An 18,157-nucleotide genomic window follows, 5' to 3' on the forward strand; every position below is an offset into this window, starting at 1 on the left:
TAGAAGGCACCCGGTCCCTTGGTGAAGCCATCAATCTATCGGGTTGACTGAGAGGGACCGGGTGCCTGGATTGGGCTGGTTAATTTACAGCTTTGGCATGCCTTAAGGTTGTGTCGGCGCTTTTCTCAGGTAATCCTCAGGGTTATCTGGCAAGGTAAGCCCAATCAATTATGCAGCCTCACGGTGGGGCTGTGTCCATCATTACCAATCGCGTTACGAGTGAAGGATTTGAGAACCATCGAGCTTGACATTCCCGCAGTGTGCGATCGCATCGCCCTGTGTGGTGGCCCTTACAGTAACTTTGGGGCGGTGGCTGCGTTTTTAGACCGCACGGCCGGGGTGGATTATCGCTTTTGTTTGGGCGATATGGGCGGCTTTGGCCCCTTCCCCAATCGCACTTTGGAACTGCTACGACAGGCGGCGGTAATTTGTGTGCAGGGCAATTATGACCAGGCCATTGGCGACGGCGATCGCGACTGTGGCTGCGGCTATACCGACCCCCGCGATCGCGAATTTGCCCAAATCAGCTATGACTACACTTATGCCCATACGGCCCCAACTCATCGCCAGTGGTTGCAAACGCTGCCGCAGTTGATTCGCTTGCGGTGGCGCGATCGCGCTTTTTTGCTGTGCCACGGCAGTCCCGACGTGGTGAACGAGTTTGTGTGGGAATCGGACACTGCCGACTCGTGGATCGCCAGTTGGTTAGACCGATTTGCGGTCGACGGCATCTTCGCGACGCATACGGGCATTCCCTGGGTGCGCCAAGTAGCCCAAGGCTTTTGGTGCAATGTAGGGGTGCTGGGGCGACCCGCCCATGAAGGGCAACCCCACGTCTATTTTGCTGAACTGCGCTGGCCGAGGGCCGCCGCGATCGCCCGCCCTGAAATTGTGCCTCTCTCCTACGATCCTCAACCCGTCGTGGCAGCGATGGCCCGCGAGGGGCTGCCGACGGAATTTCAGCAATCGCTGCTCACAGGCATTTGGACCACCTGCGCGGAAATTTTGCCCGAGGCTGAACGGCGAGTGCGATCGCGGCTCCCCGTGCCCCAGCGGTCGTAAACCAGGGGCGATTAAGGTAGCCTGATGCCTTGGCTGCGACCGTTTGGGTTGACTCGGTGCGATCGCGCAACCGTTTTTTAGTGTTCGTCTGATTTCACGATTCTCTGCTTATGTTCATCACCACCCTGACTTGGGCCTTGCTGGCGGGCTATGGCGGCCTCATTTTCTACTTGGTGCGCCAGACCACCCCCCAGCGGGTCACCGCTCCCGAATTTTTTGAAGGCCAGTCCAGCAGCGGCAAAGCGCCGGGGATGTGGCTCCTCGTTGCCAGCGCTGCCATTTCCTGGATTTTTGCTAAATCTATCGACAATGCGGCCACGCTGGGTAATGCCTTTGGCATCTTGGGCGGCATCGGCTACAGCATCTACTATCTGAGTTTTGTCACCGCTGCGATCGCCCTCTATTTCATTCGCACCCGAGGGGGCTATCGCTCCATTCCCGAGTTTTTGTCCAGTAAATATGGCTTGCTCTGTTCGCGGTTGTTTTTAATTGCGATCGCCATTCGCCTGCTGAACGAAGTGTGGTCTAACACCAAGGTGTTTTCCCTCTACTTTGGGGCCGAGGGCAGCGCCGGTTATTGGTTAGCCGCGCTGATCGTCACCGCGTTCACCGTGTTTTATACCCTGCTGGGCGGCTTGCGCAGTAGCCTGCTGACCGATGGCGCCCAAATGCTGCTCGCGGCTGTGCTGCTCGTCGTAATTCTCGCCACCTTGGGACCGGGGCTCGTAAGCCAAGGGCTGCCAACCGCTGATCCCGAAACGCGCCTGGCCGGGTTGACCTTTTGTGGGCTGGCCTTTGTGCAAATTTTTAGCTACCCCTTCCATGATCCGGTGATGACCGATCGCGCCTTCATTACAGGACCGCGCACCATGGTCAAAGCCTTTATCTGGGCCGGACTCATCAGCGGCGGTTTCATTCTGCTGTTCAGTTCCGTCGGGCTTTATGCCCGTGCCTTTGGGGTGGAAGGCGCACCGAGCTACACCGTCCCGGCACTGTTTGGCCTGCCCATGCTGCTGGTGTTTAACGCCATCATGCTCACCAGCGCGGGCTCGACCCTCGATTCCACCTTTTCTAGTGTGGCCAAATTGGGGGCGCGAGATTGGGACAACCGCAAAGGCCAACCGACCGAAAATCAAGCGTTCATCGGGCGGTGGTGGATTGTCGCGATCGCCCTCCTGGGCAACGTGCCGCTGCTCAGCATTTACATGGGCGATCAGCTCGGCCCCGCCATCATCATGGCCACCACTATCAGCGGCACCATGGTCATGGGCCTCGCCCCGATCTTTCTCCTCGCGTTCTTACCCGGAGCCGGGGCCTTGAGTTTTCACCTCGCCTTTTGGCCGGGGCTGTTCTTTGGGGTATTGCGGGTGCTGGAAAGTGCTTTGAGCACCCAAATTTTTCCCACCTGGCTGAGTCTGGGGGGCGGCAAGTATGCGCTGGATTTGGGCGTGAATGTGTACGGGTTGCTACTCTGTACCGCAGGCTACTTAATTGGGGCCTGGTGGGGTCGCCGCGATCGCTAATCGCCCAGTGCCCTCAGTGGAGAATGAGATCGTGGGGATGCCATTAAAAAACTCCGACTTCTTTGAGAAGCCGGAGTTCTGAATATCGGTATTAAAGCGGGTGGGGGGAATCGAACCCCCATCATTAGCTTGGAAGGCTAAGGTTTTACCACTAAACTACACCCGCAAAGCGAATACCAGATTAGCATAAACCACCTTTGCGTTGATCACCGGAGTTGAGGTTGGGCGGCAGAAGGCCCTTGCCCTCGTGTGGAGAAGAACCGGAGTCTGTATGAGCCTATCCTTGCCAAAGAGGGGTGCCGCAGGCGGTGAGGTTCTCTCAACAATCAACTGCCACTACTAAAGCTGAAGCACCATCCAGTGATGGGATCGCGATCGCTGATCAACGGCCCCGAGAAAGCCGGTTTCACATGAGAAGATGGCCTTACGAATTCAACTGATGTTCCAAAAATCGGGTTTCTGACTAGCGTATGTGTCGTCTTTTGGGCTATGTGGGGCCCGCGATCGCCCTCGACTCGCTGTTGCTGCAACCGCCTCACTCCCTCATGGTGCAGTCCTATGCGCCGCAGGAGTTGGAGGTGGCGCTGTTGAATGCTGACGGCTTTGGCTTTGGGTGGTACGGCGGGGGCGCAGCGGCGGAGCCGTTTACTTATCGCAATGTGCTGCCCATGTGGAACGACCCCAATGTGGAGCCATTGTGTCGCTACATCACCACGGACTGTGCCCTGGCCTATGTGCGTAGCGCGACCCCAGGGCAGGGGGTAGATATCAGTAACTGTCAGCCGTTTCAGTCGGGCCAGTGGTTGTTTGCCCACAATGGTTACATCAAAAACTTTCGGGAAACGCTGTATCGCCCCATGCGCCAGTTGATGAGCGATCGCGTGTATGCCGCCATTCACGGCAACACCGACTCCGAGCACATTTGGGGCTTAGTGCTGACGGCGCTGGCAGCGCCTGAATCTCCCAATCCAGTGGCGGCGTTAGGCACGGCCTTAAAGCAACTGCTCACGTTGGCGCGACAATATGACACTCCCGTCGCTGCCAACGTTTTGATCAGCGATGGCCGAACTCTGGTCGGGTCCCGATTCGCCTCCCATGGGGCCGCTCCCTCTTTATACTGGCTAGGTAACAATTTGCAACTTCCCAACGCAGTCGTAGTGGCCTCAGAGCCATTGTTTGCAGCCCCTTGGGCACCCTTAGAAGAGAATTCGTTGTTTACTGTCAACGCTAACTGTGATCTCCAGTACCACGCCATCGGTAGCCTCTAAACTGTCGCGAGCCGAGCAGCGACAACAACTGCGAGCCGACATGCTTGCTTGCCGGGCCAGCACGCTTCGTCTGGCGCAAGATCTCGCCGCAGTGAAGGAATTTCGGCGACAAGCGCACCCGGACTTTAGTCCCATCGGCTGGCACCTGGGGCACATTGCCTTCACCGAGTCGCTGTGGCTGCTGGAACGGTTGCAGCGATCGCCCTGCCCCTATCCGCAATATCAAAAGTTGTTTGCGGCGGATGGACTGCCCAAAGCCGAGCGGGAAAATCTACCGGATTTGCCGACCATTCTGGCCTACATGGCCGACATCCGCGATCGCACCCTCGCCTTTTTGGATCAGGTGCCCCTGGGGCATCAACTGCGGCTCTGGCGCTGGCTCTTGCAGCATGAAAGCCAACACGTCGAAACGGCCACTTATCTATTAACCCTGCATCGCTGGCCGCAGACCCATGCTCAGGCACCCACCGAGGTGTTTCCCTCGTCCCCACTGCCCGTTTTAGAGGCCGCGTCGACCACCGAGATGGTCTTCGTCCCTGGGGGGGAATTTGTGATGGGGGGTGACAGCATTGACACGCTGGATAATGAGCGATCGCCCCACTCAGTTGAGGTCGAGGATTTTTGGATTGATCGCACCCCGGTCACCGTCGAAGAGTACGCCAAATTTATCGCGGCGGGCGGCTATCACAACAGTCAGTGGTGGCATCCCGAGGGTTGGATCTGGCGACATCGGTACGACATTACCCAGCCCCTCTATTGGCAAAACGATGAACCCCAAGCGCCTGTCTGTGGCGTCAGTTGGTACGAGGCCGACGCCTATGCCTGTTTTGTGGGCAAGCGCCTACCCACCGAGGCCCAGTGGGAACGGGCTGCTCGCTGGCATCCCGGCACGCAAACGCTGCAATCCTGGCCCTGGGGGGAGGATGCTGTGAGCGATCGCCACGGCAATTTTGACAGTCGCCATGGCGGCGTGACGCCGGTGGGTCAGTTTGCGGCGGGGCGTAGCCCCACGGGCTGCGACGACTTATTGGGCAACGTCTGGGAATGGACCAACACCTGGTTTGACTGCTATCCAGGGTTTGAGGCCTTTCCCTATCGCGAGTATTCGCAGGTGTATTTTGACCGAGCCCATCGCGTTCTGCGGGGCGGCAGTTGGGCTACCCGCCCGTGGGTTTTGCGTCCCACGTTTCGCAATTGGTATCAGCCCGGTGTGCAGCAAGTCTTTGCTGGTTTCAGATGTGCCTTAAGTGCATAGGCTATTCTCAGCTGGCAATGTCAAAATACGTTGGGGCGACTTCAGCCCTTGCCGAATTCTGAATCTCTATGCCAGTTCCTTCTCCCTCCATTCGTCCAAAGTCTAACCGTCCTGATGGTCAGGCAATGGGCGATCGCCTGATTGTTGAAAACCGCATGGCTCCCACTGAGGCAGTAGCGACCGTCGCCGGTCAAGACGTGATTGTGGGCCTTTCTCAACCTCACAAGGCCCTGCCACCCAAATATTTTTACGATGCCCGAGGGTCGGAACTCTTTGAGCAAATTACCGAACTGCCGGAATATTATCTGACGCGCACCGAACGGGAAATTTTAGCCACCTATGCGGGGGCGATCGCCGATACGGTCGGGCCGTGCGACCTGGTGGAACTGGGTAGCGGCAGCGCCAGCAAAACTCGCTTGTTGTTCAATGCTTATCAGCAGCGAGGGTTGCCATTGCGCTACGTGCCCGTCGATGTCAGCGGCACCATGCTCGAAACCAGTGCCCAAGCCCTGCTCACCGAATATGACAATCTCACGGTGCATGGTTTGGTGAGCACCTATGACCAGGCCTTGCAGGCGCTCCCCCCCACCGACTCGCCCCGCCGCCTCATCGCCTTTATTGGCAGCACCTTGGGCAATTTGGCCCCCGAACCCGAGCAGCACTTCTTTCAACACGTCAGTCAAGCCTTAACCGACGGCGACTACTTTTTACTCGGGGTCGATTTGCACAAAGATACCGCCACGCTAGAGGCCGCCTACAACGACTCGCAGGGACTCAGTGCGGCGTTTAACTTAAATATGCTGCAACACCTCAACTGGCGGTTTGACGGCAATTTTGACCTGAGCCAATTTCGTCATGTGTCGTTCTACAACGAGGGCGATCGCCAGGTCGAAATGTACATCGAAAGCCTGACGGCGCAAACCATCACCCTGCAAGCCCTGAACCTGACCGTCGAGTTCGCCCAGGGAGAACGGCTGTTTAGTGAGATTTCGCGGAAATTTGACACCGAGGTGTTGGCGCAAGAACTGTTGGCCTTTGACCTGGCTGTCCGTCAAGTGTTCACTGATGAGCGCCGACAGTTTGCCCTCCTGCTGTGTCAAAAACAGTCCTTAGGAATGGGGATTTAATGATGTGTGGACAGCCGAGACGGCTGTCCAAGTGCAGAAGATGTCTGCACACCAAAACTTGAATTTTATAAAATCCTAATTCCTTAGCTGCGTCCGGTGCGATCACCGCATCCGGTGCAGCTCGATCGCCGACTGTGACTCCACCCGAAATGTACCCTCAGACCGCCACGCCATTGCTCACGGCATTGACGACAGCTGCCCAGCGTGACCACGCGGCTTTTTATGCGCCGGGGCACAAGCGTGGGCAAGGCGCATCCCCAGCTCTACAAGCGCTGGTGGGAAGGGGACTGCAAGCAGATCTGCCAGAATTGCCCGAACTGGATAATCTGTTTGCCCCCACCGGAGCGATCGCGGCTGCCCAGGAGCTCGCGGCCCAAGCCTTTGGGGCTGAAGCTACCTATTTTTTAGCCAACGGTTCGACCTGTGGGCTGGAGGCGGCGTTACTGGCAGTCAGTGAGCCTGGTAGCCAGGTGCTCATTCCCCGCAATGCCCACCAGTCGGTGTTCGCTGGATTGGTGTTGGCGGGGGCGGCACCGATTTATCTCGCGCCGCTGCACGATGACCGCTGGGATTTGGCGTTTGGCGTCACCGTTGCGCAGATTGAGCAGGCCTTCCAGGCCTATCCCGATATTCAAACGGTGGTGGTGGTGTCGCCCAGTTACCACGGCGTCTGTGTGGATATCGCCGCGATCGCCCGTTGTGTGCATCAACACAATGCAGTGCTGATTGTGGATGAAGCCCACGGAGCGCATCTGGGCTGGCATCCTGATTTACCGCAGGGCGCGATCGCCGCCGGGGCCGACATCGTGGTTCAATCCACCCACAAAACCTTAGGAGCGATGACTCAGGCTTCGATGCTGCATGTGCAAGGTCAGCGAGTCAACCGCGATCGCCTCCGCCAAGCGCTGCAACTGACCCAGTCCACCAGTCCCAACTATCTGCTGCTGGCCTCACTGGATGCCGCCCGTCAGCAACTCGCGATGGAGGGGACAGACCTGCTGGGGCAAACGCTGGCGATCGCTCAACAGATTCGTTCCGATCTGCAACCGCTGACGACTGTCACCGTGTTATCTCCCGCCCACTTGCCTGCTGAAACCTATGATTTTCGGCTAGATCCCACTCGTTTGGTAGTTGATGTTTCGGGTCTGGGCCTCACCGGCTTCGCTGCCGATGAGTTCTTACACGAGCAGCAGCACGTCACCGCCGAACTCCCGACCCTGAGACAGTTGGCGTTTATCCTCAGCTTGGGCAATCGGCCTGAGGACGGCGATCGCTTAGCCGCTGCCTTCGCCGCACTCGTCCGGCAAGCTGAGCACCTGCGAGGGCAAGATGGCATCTCTGTCCCGGCATTACCTGACTTTGCCTCCCCGAGCCAACTGTCTCAGCCCCCGCTGACACCCCGCGAGGCTTTTTTCGCGCGCGCGATCGCAGTGCCCCTAGAGCAAGCCGCTGGGCAGATTGCCGCCGATGCTCTCTGTCCCTATCCCCCCGGCATTCCCCTCGTGCTGGCGGGGGAACGGATGACCGCCGCCGCGATCGCGACCCTGCAGCAGATTCATCAAGCGGGGGGCGTGATCACGGGTAATCCCGACGACACCTGGCAGACGGTGCGGGTGATTCATTCAGGATCTGCCCATTATTCTGGTTGACGGGCGCGGCAATCGCCTGTCGCTACTGCTGTCTACTCATCGGAGAGCAGCTCATCGAGGTCAGGGGTAATGTCGAGAGTGGTGCGGAGCAGACGGTTTTCGTAACGGCGATCGCGCCGTCTGGCCTTGGCTCGGCCCGCCCGCTTGGTCGGACGTTTATCCACCACAAGCTCATCGAGGGCTGGAGCCTCTTCCCAAGACGAGAGCCCCGATTGAGGAGTGCGCTTACCCATCGTGTCGAGAACTATGAACGACTTCATAAAGAAGTGTAAACATTTCAGTGGCAAAATGCTGCGAAAATCCTTCAAAGCCGTTACACAGACTACGAATTCCTTTCCTGAGAAGACTGAACTCTGTACACTATCAATGTTGAGCAGTCATCCATCCCAGTTTTTATAAAAAATATGTCTGTAGTTAGCCAAGTCATTTTGAACGCCGATGATGAGCTGCGCTATCCCACCATTGGCGAGCTCAAAAGCATCGAGACTTACCTCTCAACAGGTGAGCGTCGCATGCAAATCGCTCAGACTCTATCTGAGAACGAAAAGAAAATTGTTGATAAGGCCAGCAAAGAACTGTGGGCCTTGCACCCCGACTACATTGCCCCTGGTGGGAATGCCTTTGGCCAAAAGCAGCGAGCTCTGTGCCTGCGCGATTATGGCTGGTACTTGCGCTTGGTGACCTACGGCATCATTGCGGGTGACAAAGACCCCATTGAGAGCATTGGTCTGGTGGGGGTTCGGGAAATGTACAACGCCCTTGATGTTCCCGTTCCGGGGATGGCCGACGCGATTCGCTGTCTCAAAGATGCTTCTCTCGGCCTGCTGTCGGCAGAAGAAGCGAGTGAAGCTGAGCCTTACTTTGACTACATCATCCAAGCGATGTCATAGGCTCAACTAAGCTGGTTGACCATCAATAGCGACTTTGACAAATACCACTGGCAAACCCGATGACCGCATCGGATGTGCCAGTGGTATTTGTTTGGGCCGTGTAGCGATGAAGGACGCTGGTCATGTTGGCGATCGCCTAACTCCAGTCGTATTCCAGCGCGGCATCCCCCAGCATTTCCCGCACGGTTGAGCGAATTGTGCGGAGTTCTTCGGGCGTCACCTGATTATCCGCGTGGATCATGGCTCGCACGGATTGGAGTTCGGCCTCAGAAAATTTGCCATCTGCCAGGGCTGATTCCACTAACTGCCGCAACTTTTTAAGATGAGCTTGCTCCTCAGCGGATAGTTCATGTTGACCTGAACGTTCAATTTCCATGGTGTACTCCTTACTTGAGTGAGATTTTAATGAGACGGTAACTGTTGAAAAATGCGGATGCTGGGTATTTGCAGGAGCGATCGCTCTGGTGAATCAGACCACTCACTAATGGGGCGGGCATACACGGTTCTCCAGGTTTACGCCGGATCACAGCGAATCTCTAATAAAAATCCATCGGGATCGTAGAAATAAATACCCCGGCCCGTCGGGCGACTCACAGGTCCGTGATCAATCTGCACGTTCTGGGCCTTGAGCGCCTCTACCGCCGGGTCAAATTGATCGGGGGCAATGTCAAATGCCAGATGATTCGCTCGCGTAAACTGCTGGGTGGGGTCAGGATGGGGCGGCACTAAATCCGGCTCGCCAAACAAATCGAGAATCGTGCCATCAGGGGTGCGAAAGTTGGCGACTTTGCCCTGCGCTACCAATTCTTTTAGCGTTTCTGGGACTTCGGCCCCCTGCAACTCATGCAGCCCTAAAACTTGCCCGTAAAACTGCCGCGATCGCGCCATATCTTGTACATTCAGCGCATAGTGATGAACGCGACGCAACGCGCCAGTGGGAATCGCGGGGGTGGAGGCGATCGCAGAATGGGTCATCAGTCCAGACAGAATGCAATTGCTAGTACCCTATCGCATCTTGCCAGAGGTAGTTGTTGCTGTTTCTAACGGTGCTCTTGATCAATGATTGTGTCTTGTTGTGCGTCTAATCCAGGAATCCTAGAATCGCTAAGGAATCAGGATTTTATAAAATCCAAGTTTTGTCGGACAAGCATCTTGCCTGCTCTTGAACAGCCGAGACGGCTGTTCACACTTAATTTAATTCCAATTCCTAAGGGCTGCTAGCTCCAGGCATCCTCATGTTGCTGAACAAGGAAGAAACATCCTGTTTTTCAATGCCGGAGGATATGCCTACAGCCAGCCTCGCAGCCGATAAATCAGGAGTCCCAGGTATTCTTTCATCGCTCGACTGACATCCTGCAGGTTGTAAGCATCGGGTAGCAAACTCAGCAAAATGGCCTGCCGGGTACCGCTGACTTCGGCCACGCGCCGTTCTGAGATTTGGAAATCGGTGGGGGCCGCGATCGCGTCAATCCCCTGCTTTTGAAAGATCGCCAGCGATCGCGGCATGTGCATCGCTGAGGTCACCAGCAAAATTCGTTCGATCCCTTCTTGCTGCAAAATCGCTTTCACGTTCACGGCATTTTGATAGGTGTTCAGGGAGGTGGGTTCAGTAATGATGTCGGTCTTCGGTACTCCCATCGCTACAGCAATTTGGGCCATATCCTCGGCTTCCGGCGGGCCACCGCCCTTCCATTCAATGCGTCCCCCACTGAGAATAAGTTTGGGAGCTTTTCCCGCGTTATACAGTTGAGCGCCATGCAGCACGCGATCGCCCGCTTCGTTGACATCCACCCAGGGGCGAGGGGCATCGGCGGCACGAGTGCAGCCTCCCAACACGACGATGGCATCGGCGGTTGGCATGGGCGTGGGCGGCAAGTTTTGCCACTCTAGAGATTGCATAAGGCGAGTGGCGACCCAGGCATTGCTACCCGCCCAGAGAACTATAAATGCTGCGATCGTGCTCGCCATCGCCAATCGCTGTCGCTTGCGCCAGATGCCCCATACCGTTACCGCCATCAGCACACTTGCCAAACCGAGAGGATAGACCAGCAACGGCAGCAGCTTGGACAAAAATAGAAACATCCGGTTTTCCCATCGCGCCACCGCTATTTTGGCAGGTTCCGCCTCTGCATTTGAAAACTGAGTGTGCGATGCTGCTTCCGCTACAGTCCACGAACAGGAGACGGTACCCTCTCTACTCCATCAAAATAAGCAGATAGTGGTCAGGGAACCGCCTCCTCGGCCTCACCTGACTTCACTCAGCGCCCGATCCATCCACCGTGCTCAAAGCACCGGGGCATCTGGTTGTCTGTAAAACTCGATGACCCGGTGCTTAGAATGCTTTAAGTACCCCTTGTGGCCTGAAAGTGTCGAACGCGCAATTGAGGGCAGATTAGGATGTATCAGCGTCTAAGGAGAAGCCTGACCATGTCACTGTCGAGAAGCGTCCGCCATAGCCGCCGAGTGCTGCTCAAAACCGGACCGTTTTTCCTGGGCTCTTGGGCTTTAGCGGCCTGTCGTCCTCGCTTCACAGAGTCGTCTTTAAGGACAACTGAACCGTTGGCCTCAGCCCAGAACTTACCGGCCACTCCGGCTTGCGGTGATGCCCCCACACCGCCACAAACCTCTGGACCGTTCTATCGGCTCAATTCTCCTGAGCGTACCTCGCTGCTAGAGCCAGGGTTCACTGGCACGCCGATCATGCTCACGGGCCAGGTGCTATCTACAAACTGTCAGCCGATCGCTGGGGCGGCCCTGGAGTTTTGGCATACGAATGCCCAAGGCGAATACGACAACTCCGGATTTACCTTTCGCGGGCAGCAGTTCTCGGATGCTGAGGGGCGCTATCAATTAGAGACGATCGCCCCTGGCATCTATCCGGGACGAACGCGCCACATTCACGTGCGGATCAAGTCTGAAACATATGCCACACTCACGACGCAACTCTACTTCCCTGCCGAACCATTAAACGAGGGCGATTTTCTGTATCAGCCTGAACTACTGATGTCGGTTGACAACAGTGGAGAGCGCCTCCAGGCTCAGTTCAACTTTGTGCTAGCGAGGAATGTCTAACGACAACGGTTTTAGCATTGGGAGAAATTTTGTTTGCTAAGGCTGGAGTGGTGGCGGTGCGGGGCAACTCCAACGACTCTTCAGAGATACAGGAATAGCTAGCTGGCTGCGGGAACTTTGAGATGAAAACGTTCTCATGAACCCTTCACGTCAGCTTTAAAGAGGATCCGCATTCTATAAGATACTTAACCCAGGCTTAACCAGTTGTCGGTGTCGGTCTGGGACTTCGGGGATACTGGGATCAGCTCCCTATGTTGCCCGGTGGCTGTTGGTCGGTTTCGTGGCTAAAGTCTTCCCTCACGCTGGTTTGACTGAGAGACACCCGCAGCATTCCTCCCCGAGATGCGTCTATCGCCTGAGCCGTAAAGGAGCTTTCCTTGGTTTTCATTTCCTCGTCCTCACCTTCCCTCGCTACGTCTGTCTTGCATTCGCCACAGGATTCATCGCCCCCGCCGCTGGCGGCGGTACCCTCCGAACCCGATGCGGTGCCCCGTCCCTCGCCTAAAAGCCAGCGATCGCGGATTGTGCTCTACTCCCACGACACCATGGGCTTGGGCCACAAGCGCCGTAACCTGCTGATTGCCCAAACCCTTGGGAGTGCTGACATCCAGGCCGATATTTTAATGATCAGCGGCATGCGGGACGCCAGCGACATGCCCACCCCCCCCGGGGTAGACTGTCTCACGCTACCCGCCTTAGAAAAACGCGCCGACGGGCAGTATCAAGCCCGGCGGCTAGGACTGGCCCTAGAAGAGATGATTGGCCTGCGATCGCAGATCATCCGCACGACCGTCAAAAACTTTCAGCCCGACGTGCTGATTGTGGACAACGTGCCCCGAGGTGCGAAACGCGAGTTAGATCCGACGTTGGAATATGTTCGCTCTCAGCCCCACATGCGCTGTGTGTTGGGCCTGCGGGATGTCCTGGATACACCGGAAGCGGTGCGGCGTGACTGGCGACGGGCCGATAACTGTACCGCTCTGCGCCATTACTACGACGCGATTTGGATTTACGGCGACCCCGACCTGTATGACCTGCGGCAAGAATATGGTTTGCCCGCCGATATCATCGCTAAGATACGGTCCCTCGGCTATCTCAACCAGCGCGATCGCCTGAAGTATGTGCGGCCCCAGGTACGGTCTGGCCTGGAACGGCTGAACCTGCCCCAGGACAATCTGGTGGTATGCGCTGTGGGGGGCGGCCAGGATGGCTCGGCATTGGCCCAGGCCTTTGCCCAGGTCACTTTTCCTGACGGTATGACTGGTGTCTTGTTGACGGGCCCTTTCATGCCCCCCGAGGTGCAGCAGAGGTTGATGAAGCGAGCGTCACAAAATCCCCAACTGCACCTAGTGGATTACCTCGAAGAACCCACCCTGCTGCTTGAACAGGCCAGTCGCGTAATCGCCATGGGCGGCTACAACACGACCTGTGAAATTCTGTCTTTCCAAAAGCCGGCCCTGCTGGTGCCCCGTATCGTCCCTCGCCAGGAGCAGTGGATTCGGGCTGAACGGTTGCAGCAACGTGGACTGATCGATGTCCTCCATCCTGAGTACCTCTGCCCCGATGCCTTGACCACCTGGCTGCATCAGCCTGTGAATGCCATCAGCGATAGCCCTTCGGTTAACCTCAACGGTCTGGATAATTTGCTGACAGAAATGCAACATCTACTGTCTACCGCCCCCGTCGCCGTCCACGCCTCCTGAATCAGTGACACATTGAAACTTTGGCGAGTGGTGCGTTACGGCTTCACCTAACAGCACCCTACAATTCTCCTGAACCAGTTTTGAGTGCTGAATTGGATACGGAATTCAATACTCAAAATTCAAAATTCAAAAACCCATTCACCTCACCCATCCACCCTCACACCCACCCATGCCTTCCCCAAAAATTGCCTACATTGTCAAACGTTATCCCCGCTATTCAGAAACGTTCATCGTCAACGAAATTCTCGCCCACGAAGCCGCCGGCCTAGACCTGCACATTTTCGCTCTGCGCCCTCCCGCCGACACCCACTTTCAAGACAAGATTGCACGGGTGCGTGCCCCCGTCACCTATTTGAGAAAGCCGGCCCAAGGCCGCATGAATCCGTCGGTCAACACCCTGACCCCAAATTCCGGCACATATTTCTGGGCAGAGCTGCAAGAAGCCGCCAAGGTAATGCCGAGCCTTTGGGCAAAGCTAGGGGATGCCGCCGGAGAACGCACCAGTGTGGTGTATCAGGCGGCGTGGCTGGCTCAGGAAATTCGGCAGCGGGGCATTACCCATCTGCACGCTCACTTTGGCAGTATTGCTACCAGTGTGACCCGATTGGCGGCCCACTTTGCCGATGTGCCCTACACCTTTACGGCCCACGCTAAGGATATTTTTCACCAGGATGTGGAGCCGGAAGACCTGCGGCGCAAGCTGCGGGCTGCGGCCACGGTGATTACCGTCAGCGACTACAACGTGGCCCATTTGCAGCAGCGGTTTGGCCGCGATGCTGACCAAGTGCGCTGCATCTATAACGGTATGGACTTGGGAGAACTGCACTATCAGCCGCCCACTCAGCGATCGCCCCGCATTCTTTCCGTCTGTCGCCTGGTGGAAAAGAAAGGACTGACCCACCTGATTGACGCCTGTGCCCTGCTCAAGCAGTGGGGCTGTGAGTTTACCTGCCAGATTGTAGGCACGGGGCCGATGGAGGGGGAGTTGCGATCGCGCATCACTGCCCTACACCTCAACGACTGGGTGGAAATTGTCGGTCCCCGTCCCCAGGGAGAAGTGTTTGAACTAATGCAGCAAGCCGCCGTATTTGCTGCGCCTTATGTAATCGGCAGTGACGGCAACCGGGATGGCCTACCCACCGCCCTGCTGGAGTCGATGGCTCTGGGTACTCCCTGCGTCGCCACTGACGTGACGGGCATTCCCGAAATCATTCGCGATGGGGAAACGGGGCTGCTGGTGGCTCAGCGGGATGCTGAGGGACTCGCGATCGCGCTGCAAACCCTGCTCACCCAGCCAGATCTGAGAACCGCGATCGCCACCCAAGCCCGCCACCTAATCGAAGCCGACTTCGACATCACCCGCAATGCGGCTGCACTGCGAGCGTGCTTTCACTCTAGGGCCGCCGCCGCCGCACTCCAGGAGGTTTGAACCGAATGCGTATCGCCTACGTCTGCGCCGATCCTGGCATTCCCGTCTTCGGCCAGAAGGGCTGCTCCATCCATGTGCAAGAGGTGATTCGTGCCTTTCGCCACCAGGGAGCCACCGTCGATCTGTTTGCCGTGCGCTGGGGTGATCATCCCCCGGCGGATCTGGCGGACGTGAAGGTCCATCCGTTGCCCCCTGTCCCCAAAGGCGACACCGCCTTGAGGGAACAGGTCGCCCTCGCCAGTAATCCTGATTTGCAGATTGAGCTAGCAGTCAACGGCCCCTTTGACCTGATCTACGAGCGCTACGCCCTCTGGAGCTACAGCGCCATGAAATTTGCCCAGGCCCAGGGAATTCCCGGCCTGCTCGAAGTCAACGCCCCCCTGATTGCAGAACAGGCCACCCATCGGGGGCTAGTACACCGAGAACAGGCGGAACAGGTGGCCGATCTCGCATTTAATGCCGCCAGGGGCATTGTGGCCGTCTCCGCAGAAATCAAGGCGTATCTGAGCCGCTGGGGCATCACCGACAAGGTGCGGGTGATCCCCAACGGGGTCAACCATCATCGCTTTGTCGAGGCCTTATCCCCCGCGATCGCCCCAGACCCTGCCACCTTTACCGTCGGCTTTGTGGGTTCTCTCAAGCCCTGGCATGGCCTCAGCCACCTGGTTGACGCCTTTGCCCAACTGCGCCAACAAGTGCCCCAGGCGCGACTGCTGATCGTGGGCGATGGTCCCGAACGAGACGCCCTCACCACCGACCTGGCCCAGCGGGATCTCTTGCCCTGGACTCACCTCACTGGTGCGGTCTCCCCGGAGCAAATTCCTTCGCTGCTGGCGTCGATGGACGTGGCCGTTGCCCCCTATCCCGCCGATCTCGACTTCTACTTTTCACCCCTCAAGGTGGTGGAATACCTGGCGGCGGGGCTGCCCGTGGTGGCCAGCGATATTGGTCAGTTAGCCCATTTGATTACCCACGGTGAAACGGGGTGGCTGTGTCCTCCTGGCGATGCCGTAGCCTTGACAGCGGCGCTGGCGCACCTGGAGCGATCGCCCGAATTGCGGCAACGGCTGGGCACGGCTGGGCGGCAGTACATTCTGGCCCACCACACCTGGGACACAGTGGCCGAGCAAATTTTGGCGATGGCCTTTGGGCCAGCAGCCCCAGAACACCCCAAATCATCTCCCAGAGACCGGCGCATCCCTCTTCCGGAGGGGCAGGGGTGAGTTTACCCAGGTTTTACGACCCAACCCGCCCTCCGGTCACCCCCTCCCGTGAGGGAATGGTTTACCCAGGCAATTTGAGATGAAGAAACGAACGGCTCCGATGCAACAAGTGATCCCCGGTCTAGGGCGTGTGGGGCGCCAGTTTTGGCCCGATATTCGCCCCCAGTGGCCGCTACTGCTGGTGTCGGGCATTGCCCTGCTGACCGAGGTGGGTCTGCGGGTGCTAGAACCCTGGCCCCTAAAGGTGATTTTTGACTACGTGCTGATTCCGGCTCCGCAAGGGCGCGGGTTGTCCCCCTGGCTAGAGCGCCTCGATCCGGTGCTGGTGTTAACGGTGGCGGTGGTCGGTATCGTGGCGATTACAGGGCTGCGGGCAGTGGCCGCCTACTGGAGTACCGTCAGCCTCGCGATCGTGAGCAGTCGGGTAATGATGCGGGTGCGCGATCGCATCTATCGCCACCTGCAACGGCTTTCTCTGGGTTATCACCACCAGGCCCGCAGCGGGGATTTGATTATTCGGGTCAGCAGCGATGCCAGCCGCCTGCAGGAAATCTTGCTAACCGCCGCCCTGCCTCTGGTGAACAGCATTCTCACCCTGACGGGCATGGTCATCGTCATGGCTTGGCTGGATTGGAAGCTGACCCTGCTTTCTCTGGTGACGTTTCCCCTGTTTTGGCTGGCAGCGACCCGGTTCAGCCAGCGGATTCGTCACGCCTCTTACCAGCAGCGGCAGCAGGAAGGAGCCGTGGCGGCGACGGCGGCTGAGTCCCTGGCGGCGATCAAGCTGGTGCAGGCGTTGTCGTTGGAAAATGCCTTTGCCGATGTCTTTGCCCAGCAAAATCGTCGCAGCCTGGAAGACAGCGTCGCCACCAAACGCCTTGCGGCCCACCTGGAGCGCACGGTAGATGTGCTGATTGCCCTGGGAACCGCCCTGGTGCTGTGGTACGGTGCCCGGCTGGTGCTTCAGGATGCCCTGACGCCGGGAGACGTGCTGGTGTTTATGACCTATCTGAAGAACGCCTTCAAACCCGTGCAGAACTTCGCCAAATACACCGGACGTCTGGCTAAAGCCGCCGCTTCTGGGGAGCGCATTCTGAATGTGTTGGAGCAAACCCCGGAGGTGGATGACCTGCCCCATGCCCAGCCTGCTCCTATTTTCAGAGGAGCTGTAGAGCTGGAAAATCTCCACTTCGCCTACGAACCGGGACATCATGTGCTGAAGGGGATTTCGCTCTCAGTTCAACCGGGGCAACAGGTGGCAGTAGTTGGGCCTTCCGGCAGCGGCAAATCTACCCTGATGAGTCTGCTGTTGCGGCTTTACGACCCCACCGCAGGACGAGTGCTGATCGACGGGCGCGACATCCGCGACTACACCCTGAACAGCCTGCGCCCCCAAATCAGCGTGGTGCTGCAGGAGAGCCTGCTATTTGCCGCCACCATTCGTGAAAACATCGCCTACGGCATCGCCGGGGTCAGCGATCGCGAAATCGAAGCGGCTGCAAAGTTAGCTAATGCCCACGAGTTCATCACCGCCTTACCCCAGGGCTACGACACCGTAGTGGGGGAACGGGGAGCAACCCTTTCCGGTGGGCAGCGACAGCGAATTGCGATCGCCCGCGCCACCATCCGCCGCACCCCCATCTTGATTTTGGATGAACCCACCACGGGGCTCGACAAGGCTAACGAACAGGCGGTGGTGGATGCCCTGCGCAAGCTCTCCCAAAACCGCACCACGTTTTTGATTACCCACGATCTACACTTGGCCACCCAGAGCGATCTCATTCTGTATTTGGAACAGGGACAGGTATTAGAACAGGGCACCCACCGGGAGTTGATCCGCCAAAACGGTTCTTATGCTGCTTTGTTTAGCATGCAAGCGGCCTTAGGGACCGGGTGCCGGTCTGATCACCCTGAAGTTTCTCGGCAATATCCACAAGGCACCCGGTCCCTTTAATC

17 protein-coding genes and 1 tRNA gene are annotated in these 18,157 nt (G+C 57.6%); 12 read left to right on the top strand and 6 right to left on the bottom strand.

Annotated elements, in window-relative coordinates; all coding sequences use genetic code 11:
* Positions 1 to 219: 219 nt before the first annotated feature.
* Both DYY88_RS14870 and DYY88_RS14875 read left to right on the top strand, forming a co-directional pair.
* Positions 220 to 1,062, top strand: coding sequence for a metallophosphoesterase family protein (locus tag DYY88_RS14870; RefSeq protein WP_207223346.1), 843 nt, complete (start codon positions 220 to 222; stop codon positions 1,060 to 1,062).
* Between the two features lie 110 nt (positions 1,063 to 1,172).
* Positions 1,173 to 2,585, top strand: a complete 1,413-nt coding sequence (locus DYY88_RS14875; protein WP_039726946.1) for an SLC5/6 family protein — start codon at positions 1,173 to 1,175, stop codon at positions 2,583 to 2,585.
* Between the two features lie 95 nt (positions 2,586 to 2,680).
* On the opposite strand, the gene DYY88_RS14880 is transcribed toward DYY88_RS14875, so the two are convergent.
* Positions 2,681 to 2,751 (bottom strand) — tRNA-Gly (locus tag DYY88_RS14880).
* Positions 2,752 to 3,055: 304 nt separating this feature from the next.
* On the opposite strand from DYY88_RS14880, the gene egtC reads away from it, so the two are divergent.
* From egtC to DYY88_RS14900, 4 genes are all read left to right on the top strand, one after another.
* A complete protein-coding gene (gene egtC, locus DYY88_RS14885; RefSeq protein WP_039726948.1) occupies positions 3,056 to 3,853 on the top strand; it encodes an ergothioneine biosynthesis protein EgtC in 798 nt (265 codons plus the stop codon).
* Complete coding sequence (locus tag DYY88_RS14890; RefSeq protein WP_039726950.1) at positions 3,819 to 5,108, top strand: SUMF1/EgtB/PvdO family nonheme iron enzyme; 1,290 nt, start codon at positions 3,819 to 3,821, stop codon at positions 5,106 to 5,108. Before egtC ends, DYY88_RS14890 begins: the two co-directional genes overlap by 35 nt.
* 68 nt (positions 5,109 to 5,176) lie before the next feature.
* Positions 5,177 to 6,235: an L-histidine N(alpha)-methyltransferase gene (gene egtD / locus DYY88_RS14895; RefSeq protein ID WP_084607064.1), complete on the top strand. Its 1,059-nt coding sequence runs from the start codon at positions 5,177 to 5,179 to the stop codon at positions 6,233 to 6,235.
* Positions 6,236 to 6,384: 149 nt separating this feature from the next.
* The gene (locus DYY88_RS14900; RefSeq protein ID WP_039726951.1) at positions 6,385 to 7,884 is read left to right on the top strand and encodes an aminotransferase class I/II-fold pyridoxal phosphate-dependent enzyme; all 1,500 of its coding nucleotides are present in this window, start codon (positions 6,385 to 6,387) and stop codon (positions 7,882 to 7,884) included.
* Positions 7,885 to 7,916: 32 nt separating this feature from the next.
* Here DYY88_RS14900 and DYY88_RS14905 read toward each other — a convergent pair whose 3' ends face one another.
* Positions 7,917 to 8,144 carry a hypothetical protein gene (locus DYY88_RS14905; protein ID WP_201279001.1) on the bottom strand — a complete coding sequence of 76 codons (228 nt, stop codon included), beginning with the start codon at positions 8,142 to 8,144 and terminating at the stop codon, positions 7,917 to 7,919.
* 144 nt (positions 8,145 to 8,288) lie between these two features.
* Between DYY88_RS14905 and DYY88_RS14910 the strand changes: the two genes are divergently transcribed.
* Entirely contained in the window at positions 8,289 to 8,774 is a 486-nt protein-coding gene (locus DYY88_RS14910; protein ID WP_039726955.1) for an allophycocyanin subunit alpha-B, read from the top strand.
* Positions 8,775 to 8,910: 136 nt separating this feature from the next.
* Here DYY88_RS14910 and DYY88_RS14915 read toward each other — a convergent pair whose 3' ends face one another.
* The 3 genes from DYY88_RS14915 to DYY88_RS14925 all read right to left on the bottom strand — a co-directional run bounded on the left by DYY88_RS14915 (position 8,911) and on the right by DYY88_RS14925 (position 10,856).
* Positions 8,911 to 9,150 (bottom strand): hypothetical protein, encoded by a 240-nt coding sequence (locus DYY88_RS14915; protein WP_039726956.1) that lies wholly within the window; start codon positions 9,148 to 9,150, stop codon positions 8,911 to 8,913.
* Positions 9,151 to 9,287: 137 nt separating this feature from the next.
* Positions 9,288 to 9,749, bottom strand: a complete 462-nt coding sequence (locus tag DYY88_RS14920) for a VOC family protein (RefSeq protein WP_039726958.1) — start codon at positions 9,747 to 9,749, stop codon at positions 9,288 to 9,290.
* Between the two features lie 312 nt (positions 9,750 to 10,061).
* Positions 10,062 to 10,856: a YdcF family protein gene (locus tag DYY88_RS14925; RefSeq protein ID WP_039726959.1), complete on the bottom strand. Its 795-nt coding sequence runs from the start codon at positions 10,854 to 10,856 to the stop codon at positions 10,062 to 10,064.
* A gap of 345 nt (positions 10,857 to 11,201) precedes the next feature.
* On the opposite strand from DYY88_RS14925, the gene DYY88_RS14930 reads away from it, so the two are divergent.
* Positions 11,202 to 11,846 carry a dioxygenase family protein gene (locus DYY88_RS14930; protein ID WP_072041325.1) on the top strand — a complete coding sequence of 215 codons (645 nt, stop codon included), beginning with the start codon at positions 11,202 to 11,204 and terminating at the stop codon, positions 11,844 to 11,846.
* Positions 11,847 to 12,087: 241 nt separating this feature from the next.
* Here DYY88_RS14930 and DYY88_RS24225 read toward each other — a convergent pair whose 3' ends face one another.
* Positions 12,088 to 12,234 (bottom strand): hypothetical protein, encoded by a 147-nt coding sequence (locus DYY88_RS24225; protein WP_165390123.1) that lies wholly within the window; start codon positions 12,232 to 12,234, stop codon positions 12,088 to 12,090.
* A gap of 34 nt (positions 12,235 to 12,268) precedes the next feature.
* On the opposite strand from DYY88_RS24225, the gene DYY88_RS14935 reads away from it, so the two are divergent.
* The 4 genes from DYY88_RS14935 to DYY88_RS14950 all read left to right on the top strand — a co-directional run bounded on the left by DYY88_RS14935 (position 12,269) and on the right by DYY88_RS14950 (position 18,155).
* Positions 12,269 to 13,549 carry a glycosyltransferase family protein gene (locus DYY88_RS14935; protein ID WP_236146354.1) on the top strand — a complete coding sequence of 427 codons (1,281 nt, stop codon included), beginning with the start codon at positions 12,269 to 12,271 and terminating at the stop codon, positions 13,547 to 13,549.
* A gap of 169 nt (positions 13,550 to 13,718) precedes the next feature.
* A complete protein-coding gene (locus DYY88_RS14940; protein WP_039726961.1) occupies positions 13,719 to 14,978 on the top strand; it encodes a glycosyltransferase family 4 protein in 1,260 nt (419 codons plus the stop codon).
* A 5-nt stretch (positions 14,979 to 14,983) separates the two neighbouring features.
* Positions 14,984 to 16,201 (top strand): glycosyltransferase family 4 protein, encoded by a 1,218-nt coding sequence (locus DYY88_RS14945; protein ID WP_063776179.1) that lies wholly within the window; start codon positions 14,984 to 14,986, stop codon positions 16,199 to 16,201.
* Positions 16,202 to 16,280: 79 nt separating this feature from the next.
* On the top strand, positions 16,281 to 18,155 hold the full coding sequence (locus DYY88_RS14950) for an ABC transporter ATP-binding protein (RefSeq protein ID WP_044151219.1): 1,875 nt from the start codon (positions 16,281 to 16,283) through the stop codon (positions 18,153 to 18,155).
* Positions 18,156 to 18,157 lie beyond the last annotated feature (2 nt).

Source organism: Leptolyngbya iicbica LK, from assembly GCF_004212215.1.
GTDB lineage: Bacteria > Cyanobacteriota > Cyanobacteriia > Phormidesmidales > Phormidesmidaceae > Halomicronema > Halomicronema iicbica.

What these genes read in the sequence shown, in the direction of transcription:
- DYY88_RS14875 (WP_039726946.1), top strand. Translation starts at nt 1,173, where the DNA reads ATGTTCATCACCACCCTGACTTGGGCCTTGCTGGCGGGCTATGGCGGC.
- egtC (WP_039726948.1), top strand. Translation starts at nt 3,056, where the DNA reads ATGTGTCGTCTTTTGGGCTATGTGGGGCCCGCGATCGCCCTCGACTCG.
- egtD (WP_084607064.1), top strand. Translation starts at nt 5,177, where the DNA reads ATGCCAGTTCCTTCTCCCTCCATTCGTCCAAAGTCTAACCGTCCTGAT.
- DYY88_RS14900 (WP_039726951.1), top strand. Translation starts at nt 6,385, where the DNA reads ATGTACCCTCAGACCGCCACGCCATTGCTCACGGCATTGACGACAGCT.
- DYY88_RS14905 (WP_201279001.1), bottom strand. Translation starts at nt 8,144, where the DNA reads ATGAAGTCGTTCATAGTTCTCGACACGATGGGTAAGCGCACTCCTCAA.
- DYY88_RS14910 (WP_039726955.1), top strand. Translation starts at nt 8,289, where the DNA reads ATGTCTGTAGTTAGCCAAGTCATTTTGAACGCCGATGATGAGCTGCGC.
- DYY88_RS14915 (WP_039726956.1), bottom strand. Translation starts at nt 9,150, where the DNA reads ATGGAAATTGAACGTTCAGGTCAACATGAACTATCCGCTGAGGAGCAA.
- DYY88_RS14920 (WP_039726958.1), bottom strand. Translation starts at nt 9,749, where the DNA reads ATGACCCATTCTGCGATCGCCTCCACCCCCGCGATTCCCACTGGCGCG.
- DYY88_RS14925 (WP_039726959.1), bottom strand. Translation starts at nt 10,856, where the DNA reads ATGTTTCTATTTTTGTCCAAGCTGCTGCCGTTGCTGGTCTATCCTCTC.
- DYY88_RS14930 (WP_072041325.1), top strand. Translation starts at nt 11,202, where the DNA reads ATGTCACTGTCGAGAAGCGTCCGCCATAGCCGCCGAGTGCTGCTCAAA.
- DYY88_RS24225 (WP_165390123.1), bottom strand. Translation starts at nt 12,234, where the DNA reads ATGAAAACCAAGGAAAGCTCCTTTACGGCTCAGGCGATAGACGCATCT.
- DYY88_RS14940 (WP_039726961.1), top strand. Translation starts at nt 13,719, where the DNA reads ATGCCTTCCCCAAAAATTGCCTACATTGTCAAACGTTATCCCCGCTAT.
- DYY88_RS14945 (WP_063776179.1), top strand. Translation starts at nt 14,984, where the DNA reads ATGCGTATCGCCTACGTCTGCGCCGATCCTGGCATTCCCGTCTTCGGC.
- DYY88_RS14950 (WP_044151219.1), top strand. Translation starts at nt 16,281, where the DNA reads ATGAAGAAACGAACGGCTCCGATGCAACAAGTGATCCCCGGTCTAGGG.